Consider the following 20,289-nt stretch of genomic DNA (forward strand, 5'->3'; position numbering starts at 1 on the left):
CCTTCCGTCTTGTACTCTGCAACTATCACCAGGAAATTGCGACTACGCCACGCAGCGAATGTGTCGGCGGAATCACAGCACCCTCGCGATTCTGTAAAGCATCCATGCCGCAGCGAAACTCAGCCCCACCGTGATCGACCAGGCGATACCCGTGACGCCCCAGTAGTGCGTCGCGGGCGGGACACAGGCGAGCAGCACGACGACCTCGATCATCGACGCCTGCGTGGTCGCCTTCGCGTCGCCGACCGCGCGCAGATACGACACCAGCACCGCGATCAGCGCACCGATCGCCATGTTGATCAGGAAGATCTTGAAGAGCGGCACGGCAGGCAGCCAGGCTGGGCCGAGTATCAGCGCGAACAGCGGCTGCGCCGCCAGCCGCAGCACGATCACGACAAGCACCAGCCCCAGCGCGATCAAGCCGATATAGCGCTTGAAGAGCCGCGCGGCCGCGTGAGGATCGGTGCGATGGCGTGCGGCGAAAGTCGGGAACAGGTACTGCGACATCGCAATCGCGGCATCGGCGAGCAGCATCTGCGCGAGCCGCGACGACATCTGATACGCGCCGAGTTGCGCGGGACCGAGCAGCTTGCCGACCACGACCTTGTCGAACTGGTTGAGGATCAGGTTGACGACACTGCCCGCCCAGATCCAGCGGCTGAAACCGATGTAATGACCGATGCCCGACCAGCGCAACCGGATGGGCGGACGCGGACTCATCGTGATCCACGTGAGCGCCGTCTTCAGCGATTCGCCGACGATCATCCCGAGCAACACCGAATACGCGCCCGCACCCGCGAGCGCGAGGGCGAGCCCGCAACAGCAATCGAGGAAAGCCGCCGAGATCTCGATAAGCGCGACATGTTGAAAGCGCCGCTCGCGCTGCACGACGTAATAGGCAGGTGACGCGACGCCGCGCAGCAGCGGCAACAGCGCCGCGAGTTGCAGGAGCAGCAGCGCGCCGCCCAGATGGAACTGACTGTTCATCAACGGCGCAATCGCGATGAGCGCGGCGCCGATCAACAGACCGCGTGTCGCGAGCGTGGTCCAGACGGCGCCCAGCTCATCGTGCGTCGGCGCGGCCTGTCCCTGGATCACCGCCTGCGAAAGTCCCGTATCAGACAGCGACTCTGCAATTGCGACGGCGAGCAGCGCGACGCTCACGCTGCCGATTGCCTCCGGCCCGAGAATGCGGCCGATTGCGAGAAACTTGACGGCCACGAGCCCCCGCATCAACACCTGCTGCAGCAGAACCCATGTCGCCGCACTCGAATCAAAGCTCGCGCTGAAAGAGAACGCCGGTAGCCGGGTCGCTCGCACACTGTTCTCCCTCTTTGTATCGCCCTTTGGGTGCCGACCTACCACGGCACCCAACTTTCACAACGTACAGGCAAGTTTTGCCACGCAAACGCCATTCGCTAGTTCAAATCGGCAAACTTTACGATTAATTCGCTCAGTGCTTAAAACGAAACGGGGTTACGGGCGAGGGTCTCGCGGGGTTTTCGTTCCGCCATTACAGGCAGCTGCGCAGCTGCTTGCGCTGGAAGGTTTGCACGCGTTTGGATGTAACAGTGCCGATCGACCAGGCATCGCGACCTGCGACAACGTAGCTGCGGTCGGATGAACTGTTGGCTAACGCAGATGCGGCGTTTCATCTGGACAAGACACGAGGACGCAACAGGATTCAAAACGACGAACGTCGAGTTGGGATTTTGTGCATCGCAGACAGTTGTGATCGATTGCGCTAACTTGACGACGTTGTAGACCCACGGATCGGTATCGACCTGAATCGGTCCATGAAAAGGCCGTGAAGCGGCCATTCATGAATGCCTGATCGGCGCGGCGCTCAGCTGTTCGGGTCCAGTGCCCGTTTCCTCGCTAGTCGATGCGCTGGGACGCGTGGCGCGCATTTCCGCAGTTCTCCCGACGCAATATCGAAGCCGCGGCTGAACGCGCGCATGAAACTCGATTGTCGACAGACCTGACGTGATTATCGAAGGTCCGTTCATGGCCGACTATTCCCTCGTGCGTTTCGCATAGAGGGGATCGAATTGTGTGTCGAGGATCCTCACGAGCGCTCACTCGCCCGAGAAGGCCGTTGCGGATCGGTTAGCCTACGATCTCAAGGAAGTGAGTAACGGGCCTCAAAAAGCACATCAAGCATCGCCCTCGCGGCGCCCCTCATGTGCCGTCGTGACCCTGTGGGCGACCATATCCAAGGCAGGCTTGATCAGGCCGTTCTTGTCCGTCCATACCTTTGGGATCAACGCCCCGCTCAGCACGACGCTATCTGCGTCAGCCAGCGCGAGCAACGCGGTTTGCACGTCATCGTCGAACCCAATCACGTTGACGAAAATCGTATCGCCATCATTGTTGGTCGCCCGTACCTTGCAGGTCACGAACCGTTTGCCATTCTGCCCCGTGCGAATCTGCGCCTCGCCGTACAAGCGCCCGCCCACCAGTCCATCGATCATCGTCGTTCTCCTATGATGCCGTACCGCGCAAGAAACCTCACCGCATGGCACGGCCCGAATGATCCCACGAAACGCAGCGCCGTCCGCACAAATACATGCATTACGCACGCCTCCAGCACCAGGCACCGGGTTAGTCGATGCCTTCGACCGACAGCGACAGGTCGATCCTGCGGCAAGGCTGTTGGCGCGCCAAAGGTGCTGATCACGAAGCTTGCACAAGGTGGTGCCACGATAGGGATGCGGAGCTATGACCGAACCGATGCATACAATCCTGTATCGGCGACGGCACGAAGCTTTTCCCATAGCGTACATCGCCCCCAGCCCTACTGACTGGGTGCCGAGATCAAACCGCTGTCACGAGAGCGCCACGGCATGGGCGTCACGATTTCCGTCGTGGGGCGACGCTCGTGGATGGTTGCTCGTTTCCGAAGACGACGTGCTCGGCGCCATGTTCGACGCACATTCGGTCGTCCGCGACGGGTCCGGTCGGTACCGGGACCTACCTCGCAGTGCCGGCAGGGGGCTCGCCTGAACTGCGCCGGCTGGTCGAGGTCGAGGGCGAAGATGCCGCCTTCGCGACGAGTTGGGTAGTGGCCAAAATGTCCGTGTGTGGACTGCATCATGCTCAACGGTCGCGGAGCGAAAACCTGAAGATGTGCCGGCGACGACGTCGATATTCGTCGACGTCGTTGCGGTTGGCGCCGGTCAGAATTACCGCGAGCGGAATGCCCTGCGCTTCGATGATGAGATGGCGCTTTGAACCGTGGCGAGAACAATGAGAAAATGTACCATCCATGGACCTGCTGATTGGCAGATATCATCCCGGCGTGATACAAAGTCTTCCGTACCGGATGATCGCTCCTGCGATATCGCGGTCAAGAATACGACTTACAACATTTACAGGTTCAAAATGGCAACTGGTACAGTGAAATGGTTTAACGATGCAAAGGGTTTTGGCTTCATCACGCCGGACGAAGGCGGCGAAGACCTGTTTGCCCATTTTTCCGAAATCAAGACTGAAGGCTTCAAGTCATTGCAGGAAAACCAGAAGGTCAGCTTCGAAGTGAAGATGGGGCCCAAGGGCAAGCAGGCCGCCAATATCAAGCCGCTCTAAGCCGCGCACAATACCCTGACACGTGACCCGCCTGGCGGGTCACGTTTTTCAGTTGTAGCGTGTAGGCGTCCGTGCGCATGGTGGCATGCCCATGCACCGGATGGTCATCGAAACGGGACGGACAAGTCCTGCGCATGACCAGGTCGCCCGCTGACAACCGGGCCGCATCAATCAGGCTGCGGCGGGCGCCGGAGTGCTAACACTGGTTGGCTCAGCCGCTACCGGATTCTGCGGCGCCCGCTTCGCCGGTGCCTTCCTTGCCACTGCTTTTTTCGTCGCTGCCTAGCTGACGAAGCGCGAGAACGAAGCGCACATTCAACGCATGGTTCATTTCGTCACGGCTCATCAGTGTGTCCCGTACGAATGAGTCAGCCAGGTCGCCGCCTGTTGGCGGAGGCTTGATTGGCGATTCAGCCGATGAACTGGAATGGCCGAAAATTAGCCGTTCTCACCCTTTCTCACGCCCTGTTCATTCAACTCTTCGTCGTCTCGAGAAAGAAGGCCGGATAGGTCTACACCTGACACTCGCTCCTCCAGGGGTCGCCTCGGCCGAAGCTCTACCGCTCTAAAGGCTTACCGGCTCAAGGCAGCCTGGGCCCGTTGGAGCCACTCGCTGTTATGTTCGCGAGCGTGCCGCGGCCAATGCCTGGCGTCGTGCACGATCTCAGCATAAAGTTCGCGCGCACGCTGGCGGTCGGCATCGTCGGGCTGCGCCACTAGCCAATCAGCGTACAGGCAACGGGGTGCAGCGTCGCTTGCGCTCGCGAGCGCCATTTCGAACGCAGCGCGTGTCCCTGGCGCACCGATCGCCGCCTGGACACGCGCATTGAGCAGGGACGGCTCCGGCCGCCGGCGGGCGAGAGGATCGACCGTGAACAGTGTTTCCAGCGTGTCCCGCGAAGCCGCAGCATCGCCGTTGGCAAACTGCGCACGCGCCAACCCTTGGAGTAAAGCGGGATCGGATGAGAACGGCCCACTGGCTGCCGCCTGGTAGTGCTCGAGGGCTTCGGAAGCATTTCCCGCATCGAGCAGCGCTGCACCTAGCCGCATGCGATGCGCGACGGTCGGCGCACGATCGAAATCTGTCCGCGCCTCGCGCACCGCCCGGTTGGGATCGACAAGCTGCGAGATGGCTTTCGTCGCCGCCATCGCACCACGCGACTGGCGCAGAGCGGGCAAGTAAATAACAAAGAAGTACACCAGACTGCCCAAGCCTGGGAACAGAAACAGGATCAGCAGCCAGTACATGTTCTGCTGAGTACGCACGGCATGCACCGCGAAGAACAGGGCGATGATGACGTAAAGGCTGATTCCGAATATGCGCATTTACGAGGAGGTCGGTTGAGGTGCGTCGCCGGCGGCACGTGAGCGAAGCGGCAAAAGGCTATTGTGGCAGAAGCGCGGCGCCAGCCAGCTGGAACCCGCGCATGCCGGTGCTTTTTCGAGGCCCCCCCTTCAGTAGCCGACCAGCGAAGCACAGTCGACGCTCCTCGTACCGGACAATCGCACGCATGACGAGAAACAGATCACCCCTTTAATATCTAACTTTGCGCCATCGTTTTCTCTTCAGTCGCGGAGACCACCTCCTCATGCCGGGAATGAACGCAAACGCGATGAGTCGCCGTCAGTTGCTTACGCTGATCGGCAGGAACCTCGGGGCGGCCGCCATGATGCAAAGCATGGGCTCGCTGGGGTTCGCCGCTTCCTCGACCTACGCTGGACCGCTCCGGCTCGATGGCGCGCCGAAAGGCACGCGGATTCTCGTGCTCGGCGCAGGCATGGCGGGCCTCGTCGCCGCTTTTGAGTTGAAGCGCGCGGGCTATCACGTGCAGGTGCTGGAGTACAACAACCGCGCAGGCGGTCGCGCGTGGACTGTCAGAGGCGGTGATCGTTATACGGAACTCGGCGGTGCCACCCAGTATTGCGATTTCGCTGACGGGCTTTATCTGAATCCAGGGCCGTGGCGCATTCCGTATCACCACCAGGGCGTACTCGACTACGCAAAACGCCTGAAAGTGCCCCTCGAACCATTTATCCAGGTCAATTACAACGCTTACCTGCATTCGGCGGAGGCTTTCGACGGCAAGCCGCAACGATTCCGCGCGGTGCAGACCGACTATCAAGGCTATATCGCCGAACTGCTTTCCAAAGCCATCCGCAAAGACGCACTCGGTGATGCGTTGTCAGCCGAAGATGCGCATCTGCTGCTCGAATCCCTGCGCAAATGGGGTGCACTCGAACGGGATGGCGCCTATCAGGCGGGGCGGCGAAGCAGCGAGCGCCGCGGCTTCGCGACCCCGCATGGCGGTGGCCTGATGCCCCTCGCCGTCCCGTCGAATCTGCTTCCGCGCGACCCTTTGCTTGCATCGCGTTTGTGGCAATGGCTCTCGTCAGGTAACGAGCAGGACTATCAGAGCAGCATTTTCCAGCCGGTCGGCGGCATGGACAGGATTGCCCATGCGCTTCATGCGCAGGTCGCAAGCACCGTAGCGTTCAACGCCAAAGTCACGGCCATCCTGCAGGACCAGCACGGCGTCACAGTGCGCTATACCGATACGACCACCGCTACCGAACGGAACGCGCACGCGGATTGGCTCGTGTGCACTATTCCGCTTTCCATCCTGAGTCAGATCGACATTGCGGTCGGCCCTGCCATGCTTGCCGCGATCGATGCTGTGCCCTACGAGACGTCGGTGAAAATCGGGCTGCAATTCGGCCGGCGATTCTGGGAAGAAGACGAGCAGATTTACGGCGGCATCACGCACACCGACCTACCGATCGCGACGATCGGCTATCCGGCGACAGGTTACGGATCGACCGGCCCTGCGGTTCTGCTCGGCGCCTACATGTGGGGGCCCGCCAGCTACGAAATAGGCGCGTTGTCGCCGGGCGAACGTATCGCGGTGGCATTGAGCCAGGGTAGCCAGATCCATCCGCAATATGCGAGCGAGTACCAGACGGGCTTTGCGGTGAGCTGGAGCCGGTCCCCGTTCACGAATGGCTGCTTCGCCGCGTGGACGGAAGAGTTGAGAAAGGCGCATTACGCAAATCTCTGTGCGATCGACGGACGGATCGTCCTTGCCGGAGAACACGCCTCTCATATCCCGGCATGGCAGGAAGGCGCCGTGCTGTCTTCACTGGATGCGATCAGCCGGTTACATCGGAGAATCGTCAATGGATAGCTTGACGCTGATTCTCAGGGCGCTATCGATGGTTTTGCTGGTTGGAACCGCGACGATGTGGGCTGAGGCCGTGGCGCAAGACGGATCACACGCGTTCACGATTTCGCCGGGATATCGCTTTACTGAAGAAAGCGGTGAAGCGCTTTACATCGCTACATGCGCGGGATGTCACATGCTGGATGGAAAAGGGGCGCAAGGTGCGGGGCGTTACCCGGCGCTCGCTGGCAATCCTGCGGTCGAAACAGCGCCGTATGTCATTGTCAATGTGCTGCACGGCCGAAAAGGGATGCCATCGTTTGGCGATGAGATGGATGACGATCAGGTCGCTGCTGTCGTTAACTACACGAGAACCCATTTCGGTAATCGGTTTTCTGGCAGTGTTGCGCCGAGCGAGGTCAGGCGTTTGCGCTGAGTTTGCTCCTTGTGGCTGGCGAAGTATTACTTCTCTTTCTCACACCCTCCTCCGTTGCTTCGCAAAGCTGATGTGATGGCACGAGGTACCGGGTCGTGCGCCTCTCGTATCGGAGAGTAACGGGCACTTGCCAGAGGAGACAGGTGGCGCGTCTTCGGCCTTATGTGAAGCTTCACATAGGGCCGATCGGCAGCCGGGCGCCGCCCTTCGTCTCGCGTATCCGGCGCCCGCCACCAAGACTGCTTGCGATGATAAGGCCCGGGTTATCGGGGCAATCACGCTCACGGTCATGATCATCGGACCGATGTCGCGCCATTCCGCGACGCCAGGCGAGCGAGGCCGCGAATCACGCCGGCGCCGACAAAGCCGATTTTCGCAACCGCCTCCTGATTGCGTCCGTCCACGCGCTCATCGCGTGAAGACGGCCTTTCCCCGCGTGCGGCCTTCAATCATCGCTGCGATCGCCGCACGAGCCTCCGTCATCGGCACGACAGCGCCCACCTCCGGCTTGATGTCGTTACGGATGATGAACTGCATCATGGCTTTCATCTCTTCGAGCGTGCCCATGATGGTGCCGCGTATGTCGATCTGCTCGACAACGATCCGCAGCAGATCGGTTTCAGTGGCATGGCCGGATAAAGTTTTCGTCCGTCTCGCGACGATGCGCGGCATCCTTGCCTTTACCGACCCGATGTCGATCGAAAGTCGCTGCCGAATACGCTGAGCCGTGATGCGCGCAGTCAATTCAAAGCTTGCAAATTCCTGACAATCTGGCTTTAATGAGGATGTCTGCATCCTTGGTCGCTTAAGAGCGACCTAATTGAGGCCATAACAGTGCATTTCCCCCTGAGTCTTGCTGTCCTGATGTGTGTCCGTTCTCGGGGCCTACCCGAAGAGGAAACGTGCGGACATCGAGACCCGGGGACTGTGAAACGCACACGGAGCCGCGTTCTTCCCGCGGACAAGTCAGCACTTCCCTTCGCCCGGCGCTTCGAATAACAGCGAAGAGCCGGGCCTTCTACCAGACCTGACGGCACACGACGCCATCGTTTCGCGCCTTGGCGAAGCAAGTAGCGCGCAGCAACGCTGCAGTCGAGTGTCGCGTCCAACAGCCTCCCGTTGCGCTGATAACGCGCGGCCTGCTCTCGCGCTGTGATCGCGGCGGGGTTAACCACGTGCTGGAAAACTGGGAAAGTCATGAGAACGCAAGCGAAGCATCCGTTGCAGGCTGTTCAAGCCGGGAAGACACTCGCGATCGAGTTCGCAAATCAGCCTGCAGATATGCAGGCGCGACACGTTGCCCAATGGAGTTACTGCTCGAGATATAAGGGCTACCGCCTTTCAGCCCATGCGCAGCCCGCAAACATCGATCTATATGCCGCCGACCTCGTGATTGAACACTCGGACGCCTCACCATGTCACTTTCGCGCCCTGGACTATTTCTACACGGCAGCGGAGGCGGTAGGGTATGCGACACGATGGGGAAGGATATGGGTCGATCACCGACTGCAAAAAGCGGCCGAGCGAGCCATGGTTACCAACATCATGGACCGCGGACCTGGCACCGCTCGCGCAAGCGCGGAGTAGCCATCATGCAAACGCTCACCTCACTGTCAGTCGCGCGGCCTCTTCGCTTTGTGCTGCGGGACGCAGGCAACCCGACAGCAGCACTACTCTACTGGCTCGGTGCCACGAAGCCTTCTACGTACGCGAGCTTTGCCGAGGTCACCCGGCGCCTGGCCCCACTGATGCAGGTGGTCTTTCCAGATGAGCGTCCCGGCGCGTTCGTGAACCGGGAGGTCGTGCGCTGCGTGCATCGATCGCCCACGGCTACACGGCTGATCTTTTTCGATGAGTCCTGGCTGGACATATGGGATGACAGCCGATGCTCAGACATCTGCAATCTTCAATCTTGCCGGAGGCAATCGTGCTGCTCCCCCACACCCACTATCTCACTGATATGAAGACGTTTGCGGAAAATGAGCGCATCGTGTCCGAAAGCGATCTGGCTCAACTGAAAGCGTGCATCAATCTGCCAACGGCGACACCGCAGCAGCGGGCGATGGTGGAGACGATTGAGGCCACCGCTTTACTTGTCGCCCCCGAGCAGATACCGCCGGACGTCGTCACGATGAACACGATGATCGAATGCGCGGCACTCAACAGTGCGGACACACATTGCTGGACGTTGGTTTATCCCGACAAGGCGGACTATCGGATGGGACATCTGTCGGTGCTGTCGCCTGCCGGCATCTCGCTTTTGGGTGGGCGATGTGGGCAGACCGTAGTGTGCCGACCACCGAGCGGCGTGCAGATCCGTTACGTTATCCAGGCGATACTGCTACAACCGGAGAGTCGGCACTTCGCTCAATGACGCCTTTGCCTACCGGCCGACTCGGGGTAGCCGGGCAGTTGCAATCCTTCCGCGATTGATAAGGCTATATGGCCACGTCAATTCCATCGCAGTGGCCATGAGCCCCGTTTAATCGTGGTCCAGTAGATCCAGCCAATCGCAACCAGCGCAACCGCCCCTAACGTCGTTGGCAACACCAGAAAAGACCAACCCGGTTGAGCGGCGAAGATGATCACCGGGTTGCTGCCAGCGGGTGGGTGAACGGTCCGCGTGACCATCATCAGCATCAGAGCGCACGCGGCCGCTACGGCCATGGGAAGGTACCCCGAACCGAACAGATGCAAACAGAGCAAACCCGTCAGGCTCGTCAAAACGTGTCCTCCGACGATGTTTCGCGGTTGTGAGAACGGGCTGGCCGGGAAGCCGAACAACAGCACACAGGTTGCTCCAAACGAGCCGAGAATCCATGGCTGGGCAGTTTTATTTGCGAGCATGCCAACGAGAGCCAGCGCGATGAACCCGCCCAGGCCGGCGAGCAGTATGCTGCCGGCCTGGGCACGCCACGTCGAGGCCCCGCGCTCGCCAGCAGGAGCGGCGGACGGGATCGTCATAGGACTCAGGCCTTCTTGAAGCGAGCCGCTTCTTCAGAACCTTTCGTCGCGTTGCCCGCGCTGTACGAGTGCGCGCCGACGCCTGCGAGCTTCCCGCCTTGCACGATGAGGTATTCATCGCGGATCGGGCGTCCTTCGAAGTAGCACTCGAGAATTTCGCGTGTGCCTGCGGCATATCGCGCCTGTGCCGAGAGGCTGGTGCCCGAGATGTGCGGCGTCATACCCTGGTGCGGCATGCTGCGCCACGGGTGGTCCGCCGGTGCGGGCTGTGGGAACCACACGTCGCCGCCGTAGCCAGCCAGCTGACCGCTCTTCAGCGCATCGACGATCGCATCGCGATCGCACAGCTTGCCGCGTGCCGTATTGATCAGATAGGCGCCGCGCTTGAAGTTCTTCAGCGTGTTCGCATTGATCATGTGTTCCGTTTCGGGGTGCAGCGGGCAGTTCAGTGTCACGACGTCACACACCTTGGTCAGGCTCTCAAGGCTCGTGTGATGCGTGAGGTTGAGTTCCTTCTCCACCGACTCTGGCAGGCGGTGGCGATCAAGGTAGTGCAGCTTCATGTCGAACGGCTTGAGTAGCCGCAAGACGCGCAGTCCGATCCGGCCCGCCGCGACGGTACCCACGTGCATTCCTTCGACGTCGTACGAGCGTTCGACGCAATCGGCAATATTCCAGCCGCCTTTGTTGGCCCAATCGTGGGACGGAATATAGTTGCGGACGAGAGCAAGCGTGGTCATCACGACGTGTTCGGCCACGCTATTGCTGTTGCAGTAGGTGACTTCCGCGACGGTGATGCCCCGATCCATCGCAGCCTGGAGATCGGTATGGTCGGAACCGATACCCGCAGTGACGATCATCTTGAGTTTGGGCGCCTTCGCGATACGCTCGGCGGTCATATACGCAGGCCAGAACGGCTGCGAAATAACAATTTCAGCATCATGCAGTTCGCGGTCGAGCACGCTGTCGGCGCCGTCTTTACTGGAAGTCACAACCAACTGATGGTCCTTCGATTCCAGATATTTGCGCAGGCCCAGTTCGCCCGACACGCACCCCAGCAGATGCCCCGGCGTGAAATCGATCGCCTTGGGAGTCGGCGTGGTCTGTCCGTCCGGATAGCGCGTGATTTCCGGAATGGTGTCACGGGCATATTGCCTCGGCATGCCGTTGACCGGATCGTCGTACAACACACAAACAATTTTCGCCACGATATCTGTCTCCGCTCTGAAGGAATAGGAACCGGGAGCCATGGGGCTGCCCGCGTACGATCGCGCTGCTTGCCGCCGATCGACGCACAGAGTGTTGACCAGACGCGTAGCAGAGGTCTAATCGTTTCGACGCATGACTTGATAAAGCGGGCTTATGAAGATCTACTCGAAGCGTCGGAACGGCGTGCTTTTCCCAACCTCGCGCGGTGTCTATCGTGTGCATAGACGGTCACACATGGATCGACCTGAAAGCAGTCGCTTAAACAGAAAGTACGCTCTGCAAATACCAACGTTGCACTAATCGGTCAAAGCCTTTAACCGCGCGGGTTTCAACGCCCGATCACCACTGCGGTATCACCACCATCCGGTTCCGATCTCCATCCCTGACACGGTATCGGCTAGAGTTCCAACTGTGATGCAGGTCCTATTGGAGGAGACATGCGCGATAACCTGATTCCCGTCATCGTGGGCCGGAAGTGGCAAATTGCCAACGGGTACCATGCCGTTGAACTTCGCACGACGTCCAGATCGGCACTTCCGCCGTTTAACGATGGGGCGTGTATCACTCTCTGTCTGAATAGCGCTGGCGACAAGGAACGAATTTATCCCTTGCTCGGCGTTTCATCCCATTCAGATGGTTATGTGGTTGGCACCAGATACGAAGCTGAGGGCAGAACGGATAGCCTGCTATCCAGGTTTCCGTTGAATGAACGCGACGAAGTGTTTATTGGTTTTCCAAAGAACCAGCCCACCATTCTGGACGATCGCGTGAGATCTATCCTGTTTGCTGGCGGGATAGGCGCTGCGTCGATCGCGGGAATCGCGAAGCGGCTTGCCTCCGCGGGTCAAAGGTTCGAGGTGCACAACTTCGCCCGATCGGCCGATCGTGCAGTTCTTCGAGAAGCGCTTGATGCGCTTCGAGATCACGGCAAGGTCTATCACCATTTCGGACTGTCCGATGATCTGTTCGCACAGAAGAGTTCCCACGCAATGAGTCCAACTCATGCCAACACACAGATTTACTGCAGCGGCCCTCCTGCTTTCATGGATCTCATTGAGCGCCAGGCCCGCGAATGGGTGTATGCAGCGAACGTTCATAAAATTGCGCTTGGCGACCAAACGGCATGTTCGACGGCCGTTCGACCGCGCGATGACTGAGGCGCGCTTTCCATAGCCGATGTGTGATCGATCGTCGGTCTTTCAAACCGTGCGACAAAATCATCCCCGGGGAGACCGCTGTCCAGCATCAGCACGGCGCCATAATCGAGTTGCCTGCAGTCGCTCAATAGCAAGACCGCGTTCACACGCAACTCATAGCGGGCAGTCAATGGAACATCCTTGTTGAACAAGGCGTGCATTTTTCTGTATGTCACGAGTCGTCGATGAACCACAGCTTTGAGCAGCACCGAAGCAATCGCATTCAGGTCCGGCAACGTCACGACACACTCCACATCAGCGAGCTTGCAATCACAGACACGACAAGCTACCGATCGCTACTTAGCTAAAGAATTCAACAACCTGTTGAGGTTTTGGGGCTGCACATGAATGATCCCGCCACGCGGACTGTCGATGTCTGCGATGAGCGCCAGCGACAATGCAACGGTCACCGGCAGGATCGTGATGAGCAGACCTCTGCGCAACTTCCCTTTCGCCCCATATCCCTGTACTACACATCCAAACAGCGCGATGACGATCATCAGACACCATGTGCCGATCGGAATGCGATTGATCAACGCGGCCTCGGAATAGTCCTGCGAGTTGAGCACATCGTTCATCCCGGTAACGACGGTGGCAGCAATCGGTGTTGGCGTGGCTCTGGCCATTTGGGCCGCCATTTTCCAAAGCTCAGCCTGAAGGTCGGCAGTCTTGCTCTCGTTACTCGCGATCTCCTGCGGGTCTCTGGTCCGAAAGTGCGCAAGCCGAAGGCGGGTATATTGGATCAGTGCGGCCTTCATCTCGCGGCTCAATGGCGTGTCGGCCAGATCCGCCCGTGCGTATTCGGTACCAATTGCGTTAGCCTCGTTTTCCTCGAGGTTCTTGCGCGTGTCATAGCGGCTCACAGCCATCGATAAACTAAAACCGATGAGCAGCGCCAGCAACGTCAAAGTTGATGTCTGTACCACGTTGAAGTCGTCCCGCTCATCGGTCGGGAGGGGCAGCACACGTCTGAGGATAAATGCGCCAAAGGCCACCGCTCCTATAAAAAGCGCTAGCAGGGCGACGAAGAGTATTGCTGGATGGTCGACGAACGCTGCCATACATTCCTCAGCGACGTTGCACCAGGCAGATTGCCTGGCGAGCTGGCGCAGCACCGCGACCCACGTCGTCGCCCACGATCAGCAGGATATTGGTTTTTTGCACTTGCTGCGAATCCGTCTGCGCCTGGGCGCTGATCGAGACACTCAACAGGCCGGCTGCAACGAGGACAAAAGGAGCGCGCGTTACGGGTCTTGCCAGTCCGGCAAGCAAGGTTGGAAGCTGCATTCTGGTTCCCCTGAACGACATTCCCAACCGCATGGGATAGACGTGCGATACGACCCGGAACTCGAACATCGGAAAATAAGCAGCACCGGAGTTGCCCATCGAACAACAAGCTTAGTCACGAAGCGTTTAACTGCACATTGGACTTTGGTCCAATTGTCTGCTCCCGGCTTCAGGATGCGACCGTTTTCACGAGCACTCCTGCGAGGCAATACGAGCGCGGCAAATGCTACCGATCCATGAAACTTCCAGGAAGCACGACGAACAGAATTGCCGGTTGAGCAACGAAATCTTCCATACATAACTCGTGTTTGATCTTGCCTGTCAGCGTGCTCATGATGCGATCCAGTCACCCTGCTTCCGCTATGACAACTTCAGCGCGAAGGAACATTTTCACAAGCGCCGTTTTCGACGGTTCGGGGGCGTCGACATAGGCAAGCAAATCGCGCAATGCGATCCCAGCGTTCAGACGCCCGTTGAGCCACGCGCGCAGCCCCGCCTCCGACGTGACAAGGATATTGCTACGCTGTGTCGGGTCGTCGCTCGTAACGTCGGGTATCTCCGGAACGATGTCGGGATCGAAGCCTTCGGTGGTCGCATGGAAAAAGCCCCACGTATCGTTCTCGATGAGGAACACGTAGAAGTCAGGTAGCGCAAGTAGTTCGTTCTCGCTATGTGCGCCTTCTATACGCGCCTGCAGCAGATTCAGCGACTCCACCGACGACATCCGCATCCGCGCGGAAGAAAGCGCGCCCTCTGCGACGTCGAGGGGCTCGACCAGACCCGCCTCGATCGCCTTTCGGGTTGCGAGAGCCACGCTGAGCGCAAGCGGATGGCCGACGCCAAACTCAATCTTGAAGTTGCATATGGCGCACATGGCAGCCCCTCACGGCGTAACGATGTTGAACCAGAAATCGAAGTTGTCGAGCCACGTGAGAAACTCGCCGAGCTTCTGACTGTTGCCGTCCACCTTGGCCGTGCCGGACATGATGAGCTTTTGCATGTTGGTCGTGCCGAGCATGATGTTGTTCAGGTCTTCGCGCGTCATCGTGACCGACGCATCGACGGAATTTGACGTTTGACCCCTGGAGTAGTGCAGCGCGCTGTTTTCCACACCTAGCACGTAAGTCTCCTTGGTGTCCGTCAGCGAAAGATTGAGTGCCACCGTTTTGCCGGCCGCTCGCTCGCCATTGAGCCGGATGCCGAGAAAGTCGAGAAACATATCGAGCGGCATTGCGCGAATCGTGTCGGGGCTTTGAGGCGCCGGCGCGGGCAGCTTTTTCACACCGTTGCGCAACTCCATCGCACCAGTGAGGTAAAAGTTGCGCCATGACGCCGACTCGGCCTGGTAGCCGAGCTGCTCGTAGGCGTCCGCCAGCAACTGCTTCGCCGCGACGTTTTGCGGATCCGCGAAGACCACATGGTTCACAACCTCTGCCACCCAACGGTAATCGCCCTTGTCATACGAAGCGTGCGCCTTGCGCAGGACGGTGGCCGCTCCACCCATGAATTCGACGTAATGCTTGCCGTTTTCCGTAGGCGGCAAGCGGTGCAGGTTGGCGGGAACGCCGTCGAAGAAGCCGAGACGCAGGTTGTACTGCGCGACAGCATCGTGATAGACCGTGCCGTAGTAGCTACGGCAATACCAGTGCTTCGCAAGGCTGTCCGGCAGGCGGATGACTTCGCCGATTTCCAGCGGCGTCATGCCCATATTCGACATTCGCAACGTCTGGTCATGCAGATAGCGGAACATGTCGCGCTGCGCGCGCAGGAACGGAACGATCCGGTCGTTGCCCCACGTCGGCCAGTAGTGCGAGGCGAAAAGTACCTGAGCGTCACCGCCGAACATATCGAGGGCGGTTTGCAGATACTTGGACCAGAGCAGACCGTCGCGCACCTTTGCGCCGCGAAGCGTGTACAGATTGTGAAGCGTGTGCGTCGCGTCTTCAGCCGCGCAGAATGCCTTGTACTTCGGCAGGTAGAACATGAATTCAGACGGAGCCTCTGATTCCGGCGCCATTAAAATCACAAGTTCGACGCCGTCCAGAGTCATTTTCTGCCCTGTCTTTTCGGCGAACATCGATGGAAACGCCAAGGTAATGGTGCCCACGGATGTTGTCTTGCCAAGCCCTCCGTCGACGATTCCCGTCGGGCTGCGCGGCAACAGCGAACCGTACATGTAGCTGGCTCTACGGCCCATTGCGTTGCCCGCAATGACGTTCTCGCCCACGGCCGCTTCAGTAAAGCCGGTCGGCGCCACGATCTTCACTTTCCCGGACTGCAGGTCCTGGTCGCTCACCAGTCCGCGGACACCGCCGTAATGATCGACGTGGCTGTGCGTATAGATGATGTGCGTAATAGGTTTGTCGCCCAGGTGCGGGATGACGAGTTGCTTCCAGACGGTCGATGCGACCTCCGTCGTGATGAACGGATCGACGACGATATAGCCCTTGTCGCCTCGAATGATGCTCATCACGGACAGGTCATAGCCGCGCACTTGCCAGATGCCGTCGACTACTGTGTATAGCCCGTGGTTCATGTTGAGCTTGGCATTACGCCAGAGACTCGGATTGACGGTCGGCGGCGCGTTGTTCTCCGGCCCTCCGCTCACGAAGCCAAACTGCTGGAGATTCCATGCGGGCACATCGCCTTGCCCCTTGATGATGACGGGTTCGGGAAGCGTGGCGACCAGCCCGCGCTTCGCGTCTTCGAAGTCCTGGGTATCGGCGAAGCTGAGGTAGTCCGCGTACTGCTGGTTCAATGACAGCGTCGCGCGCGTCGCCGGTTTCGATCCCGCTCCCGTGGAGCCGGGCTCCGCCGTTTGCGCAATCGCCTCGCTGACCACACCCGAGAACCCCGTCGCCATGCCTGCCACGGCCACGTTTTTCAGGAACGTCCTGCGTCCTTCGCCCTTTGCTCCGTCATCCGATCGACTCATAGCCTTCTCTCCGGTTCTTTGAACGGTGCCCGTCCTGCACGCTTATGCGGCAGGCGGGCGGCGATTCAAGGGATTTTCCCCGTTGCCGCATCGACTGCCTCAAGCAGTTCCTTGCCAAGAAACGGCTTGTTCAGCAGGATGTACTTTTGGACGCGCGACAACTCATGCCGCGTCGACGGACCGTCGAATGCCGTGATGAAAACGACGGGCGGACGCGGGTCGGGCAGCGCCGCATAGAACTCAGGTCCCGATCGTCCGGGTAACTGGACGTCGACGACCAGACAGTGAGCGGATGAAGCATGCATCGGCAGATCCGGGCCGTCGGCGCTCCCGTACGTCCGTGTACCGAAACCCGATAACGTCAGGAGGCGCTCGATCGCGCGTCGCAGGCCGGTATCGTCTTCGAGTATCACGATCAGGGGCGGTGTCGCATCCATACATCGAACACGTTGTCGTTGCACCGATTCTTGTACATGTCGACGTTGCGAGATATAGGGACTTGGGGCAACGCGATTGCCCCTTGGGGCAATTCATCGCCGGTTACTGTTTCGCCGCTGACGGGTGCCGGCTGACGTGTGTCGAGCAGCACGCGATATCAGATCGCGTGTCCCTGGTCGGCGCGATGAGTGGCCGGTCTGACCATCGCATACGCGCGAGATGCGTCGCCTGGTCCTGCATTTGGCAAGCTCGTTGCGATCCCGCTTTCGCATGAAGCGTCAGCGAACCTCGGCAGCCATACCGTGAACAGCGCGCCTCCGCCCTGCCTTGAAGCAGCCTCGATGTCTCCGCCGTGTGCATCGACTATTGAACGAACGATCGCAAGTCCAAGCCCCATGCCGTTCGGTTTGCTGGTGTAGAAAGGCTCGAACAGCCGACGGACGTCGTCCGCATCGATGCCCGCGCCGCGATCTGCAACGGAAAGCTCCGCGCGTTCGTCCACTGCACCAATCGCGATGCTCAAGATGCGTTGTTCTGGTTCAATAAGGTTCATTGCATCCATCGCATTGACCGCGAGATTCAACACGATCTGTTGAAGCTGAACCTCGTCGCCGAGCACCATCGTACCTTTTGGATCGAGTGTCATCTCCACGCGAATGCGACGGCGCCGCGCTTCGGGTCGAATCAGCACGAGCGCGCTGTCGACTACGGCGTTGAGCGATAGCGGGCGAGACCCCGCACTCTGCTTCTGAAGCAGGGCGCGCAACCGCTTGACGACGTCGTTGGCGCGCAATGCATCCCGGCGTACGTCGGCGAGTATGGCTTGCAACTCGTCTACATCGACGGTCGAAGCGCGCACGAGAAGATCCGCGGCGTCGGCATTGCTCAATATCGCGCCAAGAGGCTGGCCGACCTCATGGGCAATCGATGCACTTAGCTCGCCCACTGTCGAGATACGCGCGGCGCGAGCCAGTTCAGCGCTGCGCGCGCTCGACTCCGCCTCAGCGCGGCGGCGCCGGCGCCGCTGCATCAGCAACGCGGCAATCGTCAGGGACTGTGCCAGCAGCACGCCCGCCGACAGCAGAACCGTCGAGCGATACTCGCGATAGATGGAAGGCGGCTGCGCAACAAGGCTACAGTCTTCGGCCAGACGCGCCGTGTCGAGCCCGAAACGCTCCGCCTCGCTTGCGTTGACCACGCAGCGGGCCGGCAGCGCAGGCAGGCCGATGGCGCCTGTGCTGCGCCCTTCCAGCACAGAGAGCGCAGCACGCCCCGTTCGGCGGCCATTCTCCGCCAGATCGTAGACGGCGCCTGCCGTCAGCCCGTATTGCAGATACACGGCGTACCAGCCGTAGACGGGTGCCGCCGACGCCTTGGTAATCGAAGGGACAACCTCATATGGAAAGTAGCGATGCCCGTCCCGATCGCGATACATCGTCGTATAAACAACGGCCGTTTTCGTGTCGAGCGCCGATAGCCGTCGTTTCAGTTCGTCGATCGGTAGACCCTCCCATGCTTCTGACGACTGCCAGCGTGCGCGGTCGTGGCGCGCAGCTTCGATGACGAGGCTCGTAAACCGCCGATCGACGTCCGCGATCCCGCCGACGACGATCAGCCGGTTTGCATCCGGCTGGAGCAGCGCCGCGAGCGACAGCGTTTCACCGGCATCGATTCGATACGGAATAACGGAGAAACCGTCGGGCAGCGTACGCGAACGCAGCCAGTCCTCCGGCACACTCGATAACAGGACAGGCGTCGTCGACCAGATCAGTGAGTGGAACTTCAGCGCAAAATCAGCGGCAGGGTTGGCGATCACGATCACAAGATCGATGTGCTGACCGCGATATTTCTTCTCCAGCAATGCGAGGTATTCGTTCGACAGGTCCTGACCGTCGAAGCGGAAACCGTCGAGCGCTTCCAGGTAGACTTCCACATCTTTTGACGGCGACGCTTCGAGTGTCTCGCGCACTGCCTGGATCTGAACCAGCGCCGCCGGCTGCACGGGATCGGCACCCGTCAGCAATACGACCTTCGCGACATCCCCGGCGCACGCAGGCACGATGACGGCAAGACCAACCAAAAAAATGGCGACCCGTGCCCAGAAGCGCAAGAGAACATGTCCTCGCATCAGATCAGACGCAGATGTTCGGCCTTCAGAATCAGTTGTGGGAACGACGTGGCACCCAGCTTCTTCATCAGCTCGGCACGGCAGCTCTTTATCGTTCTTTCGCTCAGGCCAAGTTCTACGGCGATCTGCTTCGTGCGCCGTCCGATCGCGACCCGTTGCAGGACCATCTGCTCTCTGTCCTCCAGGCAGACGCTCTGCGTCATCGGCGGCGACTCCACAGCGTTCCGGGTACAAAGCGCGCGCTGAAGCGCCGTTAGCAGCGCCTTGGCCTCGAATGGTTTTTCCAGAAAGTCCACCGCGCCCGCTTTCATCGCCTGCACCGCTCTTGTGACGTCGCCGAACGCGCTCATGAAGATGACGGGCAACGCGCGTGCTCGCCGATTGAGGGCGCCCTGTAACGCAAGCCCATCGGGGCCGCCCAGTTCGAGATCGATCAGGATGGCGCCCGCCTGATCCTCAGGATCGGCAACGAGAAACTCACCTGCTGACTGGTAGCAATTCACCGAATAACCGGCTGCCTGGAGAAGGCGTGTGAGCGCAGAACGCATAGAAGGATCGTCATCGATGACATGAACAACGGTCTTCCCGGTTTCGGTCATAGCGCGCTCCGTTCAGGCGTAATCCGGCATTCTGCGATTCAGAACCATTCTTGTTATAGCAATTTTTTAGATGAGTTGTCCTTCATTATTTTCGTGACTGTCGTGCGATACGCAATGATTCCGGCATGCGTATCGAAACGCGAAACGTCGACGATCATCGGAAAAACTTGCAGCACGTCCGGGTTCATGCTGCCCGAATGCATCTTGCCCGGCATTCAAACAGGCATGTCCAACGCATGAACAGCACGATTCTCAAGGGCTACGCTCGTATCTGCAGCTTGAGAAGACCAGCGAGTCAAAGAAGCCACGGCTTAACCCGGTCCGACGGCCAACGCACCAAATCGACCCAAC

At 59.6% G+C, this 20,289-nt stretch carries 20 protein-coding genes and 1 pseudogene; 5 read left to right on the forward strand and 16 right to left on the reverse strand.

Annotated features, from left to right (window positions below):
* Nucleotides 1–72: 72 nt before the first annotated feature.
* The 3 genes and pseudogenes from G3N95_RS05015 to G3N95_RS05025 all read right to left on the reverse strand — a co-directional run.
* Nucleotides 73–1,320, reverse strand: coding sequence for an oligosaccharide flippase family protein (locus G3N95_RS05015; protein WP_205968888.1), 1,248 nt, complete (start codon nt 1,318–1,320; stop codon nt 73–75).
* Between the two features lie 836 nt (nt 1,321–2,156).
* The gene (locus G3N95_RS05020; protein ID WP_205968889.1) at nt 2,157–2,474 is read right to left on the reverse strand and encodes a single-stranded DNA-binding protein; all 318 of its coding nucleotides are present in this window, start codon (nt 2,472–2,474) and stop codon (nt 2,157–2,159) included.
* 676 nt (nt 2,475–3,150) lie between these two features.
* Nucleotides 3,151–3,243, reverse strand: a pseudogene (locus G3N95_RS05025) (IS5/IS1182 family transposase); the annotation flags it as partial.
* Nucleotides 3,244–3,384: 141 nt separating this feature from the next.
* Here G3N95_RS05025 and G3N95_RS05030 point away from each other — a divergent pair.
* The gene (locus G3N95_RS05030; protein WP_201662421.1) at nt 3,385–3,588 is read left to right on the forward strand and encodes a cold-shock protein; all 204 of its coding nucleotides are present in this window, start codon (nt 3,385–3,387) and stop codon (nt 3,586–3,588) included.
* 211 nt (nt 3,589–3,799) lie between these two features.
* On the opposite strand, the gene G3N95_RS40840 is transcribed toward G3N95_RS05030, so the two are convergent.
* The gene (locus tag G3N95_RS40840) at nt 3,800–3,934 is read right to left on the reverse strand and encodes a hypothetical protein (protein ID WP_277397990.1); all 135 of its coding nucleotides are present in this window, start codon (nt 3,932–3,934) and stop codon (nt 3,800–3,802) included.
* A gap of 227 nt (nt 3,935–4,161) precedes the next feature.
* Nucleotides 4,162–4,914, reverse strand: coding sequence for a tetratricopeptide repeat protein (locus G3N95_RS05035; protein WP_205968890.1), 753 nt, complete (start codon nt 4,912–4,914; stop codon nt 4,162–4,164).
* A gap of 263 nt (nt 4,915–5,177) precedes the next feature.
* Between G3N95_RS05035 and G3N95_RS05040 the strand changes: the two genes are divergently transcribed.
* On the forward strand, nt 5,178–6,770 hold the full coding sequence (locus G3N95_RS05040; protein ID WP_205969050.1) for a flavin monoamine oxidase family protein: 1,593 nt from the start codon (nt 5,178–5,180) through the stop codon (nt 6,768–6,770).
* Nucleotides 6,763–7,182 carry a cytochrome c gene (locus G3N95_RS05045; RefSeq protein ID WP_205968891.1) on the forward strand — a complete coding sequence of 140 codons (420 nt, stop codon included), beginning with the start codon at nt 6,763–6,765 and terminating at the stop codon, nt 7,180–7,182. Before G3N95_RS05040 ends, G3N95_RS05045 begins: the two co-directional genes overlap by 8 nt.
* Nucleotides 7,183–7,590: 408 nt before the next feature.
* Here G3N95_RS05045 and G3N95_RS05050 read toward each other — a convergent pair whose 3' ends face one another.
* On the reverse strand, nt 7,591–7,977 hold the full coding sequence (locus G3N95_RS05050; RefSeq protein ID WP_205968892.1) for a zinc-binding dehydrogenase: 387 nt from the start codon (nt 7,975–7,977) through the stop codon (nt 7,591–7,593).
* Between the two features lie 1,132 nt (nt 7,978–9,109).
* On the opposite strand from G3N95_RS05050, the gene G3N95_RS05055 reads away from it, so the two are divergent.
* Nucleotides 9,110–9,556, forward strand: coding sequence for a GreA/GreB family elongation factor (locus G3N95_RS05055; RefSeq protein ID WP_346778355.1), 447 nt, complete (start codon nt 9,110–9,112; stop codon nt 9,554–9,556).
* Between the two features lie 77 nt (nt 9,557–9,633).
* Here G3N95_RS05055 and G3N95_RS05060 read toward each other — a convergent pair whose 3' ends face one another.
* Together G3N95_RS05060 and G3N95_RS05065 are read right to left on the reverse strand one after the other, a co-directional pair.
* Entirely contained in the window at nt 9,634–10,146 is a 513-nt protein-coding gene (locus G3N95_RS05060) for an HPP family protein (RefSeq protein WP_205968894.1), read from the reverse strand.
* Nucleotides 10,147–10,151: 5 nt separating this feature from the next.
* Complete coding sequence (locus tag G3N95_RS05065; RefSeq protein WP_205968895.1) at nt 10,152–11,354, reverse strand: NAD-dependent formate dehydrogenase; 1,203 nt, start codon at nt 11,352–11,354, stop codon at nt 10,152–10,154.
* 438 nt (nt 11,355–11,792) lie between these two features.
* Between G3N95_RS05065 and G3N95_RS05070 the strand changes: the two genes are divergently transcribed.
* On the forward strand, nt 11,793–12,512 hold the full coding sequence (locus G3N95_RS05070; protein WP_205968896.1) for an oxidoreductase: 720 nt from the start codon (nt 11,793–11,795) through the stop codon (nt 12,510–12,512).
* Here the strand turns inward: G3N95_RS05070 and G3N95_RS05075 are convergent.
* From G3N95_RS05075 to G3N95_RS05110, 8 genes are all read right to left on the reverse strand, one after another.
* The gene (locus tag G3N95_RS05075; protein WP_205968897.1) at nt 12,449–12,793 is read right to left on the reverse strand and encodes a hypothetical protein; all 345 of its coding nucleotides are present in this window, start codon (nt 12,791–12,793) and stop codon (nt 12,449–12,451) included. The genes G3N95_RS05070 and G3N95_RS05075 overlap by 64 nt on opposite strands.
* A gap of 54 nt (nt 12,794–12,847) precedes the next feature.
* The gene (locus tag G3N95_RS05080; protein ID WP_205968898.1) at nt 12,848–13,612 is read right to left on the reverse strand and encodes a hypothetical protein; all 765 of its coding nucleotides are present in this window, start codon (nt 13,610–13,612) and stop codon (nt 12,848–12,850) included.
* A 7-nt stretch (nt 13,613–13,619) separates the two neighbouring features.
* The gene (locus G3N95_RS05085; protein ID WP_205969063.1) at nt 13,620–13,937 is read right to left on the reverse strand and encodes a hypothetical protein; all 318 of its coding nucleotides are present in this window, start codon (nt 13,935–13,937) and stop codon (nt 13,620–13,622) included.
* A 247-nt stretch (nt 13,938–14,184) separates the two neighbouring features.
* Nucleotides 14,185–14,652 (reverse strand): hypothetical protein, encoded by a 468-nt coding sequence (locus tag G3N95_RS05090; protein WP_346778356.1) that lies wholly within the window; start codon nt 14,650–14,652, stop codon nt 14,185–14,187.
* A gap of 69 nt (nt 14,653–14,721) precedes the next feature.
* Nucleotides 14,722–16,773: an alkyl sulfatase dimerization domain-containing protein gene (locus G3N95_RS05095; protein WP_205968900.1), complete on the reverse strand. Its 2,052-nt coding sequence runs from the start codon at nt 16,771–16,773 to the stop codon at nt 14,722–14,724.
* A 65-nt stretch (nt 16,774–16,838) separates the two neighbouring features.
* Nucleotides 16,839–17,210, reverse strand: coding sequence for a response regulator (locus tag G3N95_RS05100; RefSeq protein ID WP_205968901.1), 372 nt, complete (start codon nt 17,208–17,210; stop codon nt 16,839–16,841).
* A gap of 158 nt (nt 17,211–17,368) precedes the next feature.
* Nucleotides 17,369–19,321 carry an ATP-binding protein gene (locus tag G3N95_RS05105; RefSeq protein ID WP_205968902.1) on the reverse strand — a complete coding sequence of 651 codons (1,953 nt, stop codon included), beginning with the start codon at nt 19,319–19,321 and terminating at the stop codon, nt 17,369–17,371.
* A 17-nt stretch (nt 19,322–19,338) separates the two neighbouring features.
* Nucleotides 19,339–19,938, reverse strand: a complete 600-nt coding sequence (locus G3N95_RS05110; protein ID WP_205968903.1) for a response regulator — start codon at nt 19,936–19,938, stop codon at nt 19,339–19,341.
* Between the last annotated feature and the right edge of the window lie 351 nt (nt 19,939–20,289).

Source organism: Paraburkholderia sp. Tr-20389, from assembly GCF_017104565.1.
Classification (GTDB): Bacteria; Pseudomonadota; Gammaproteobacteria; order Burkholderiales; family Burkholderiaceae; genus Paraburkholderia.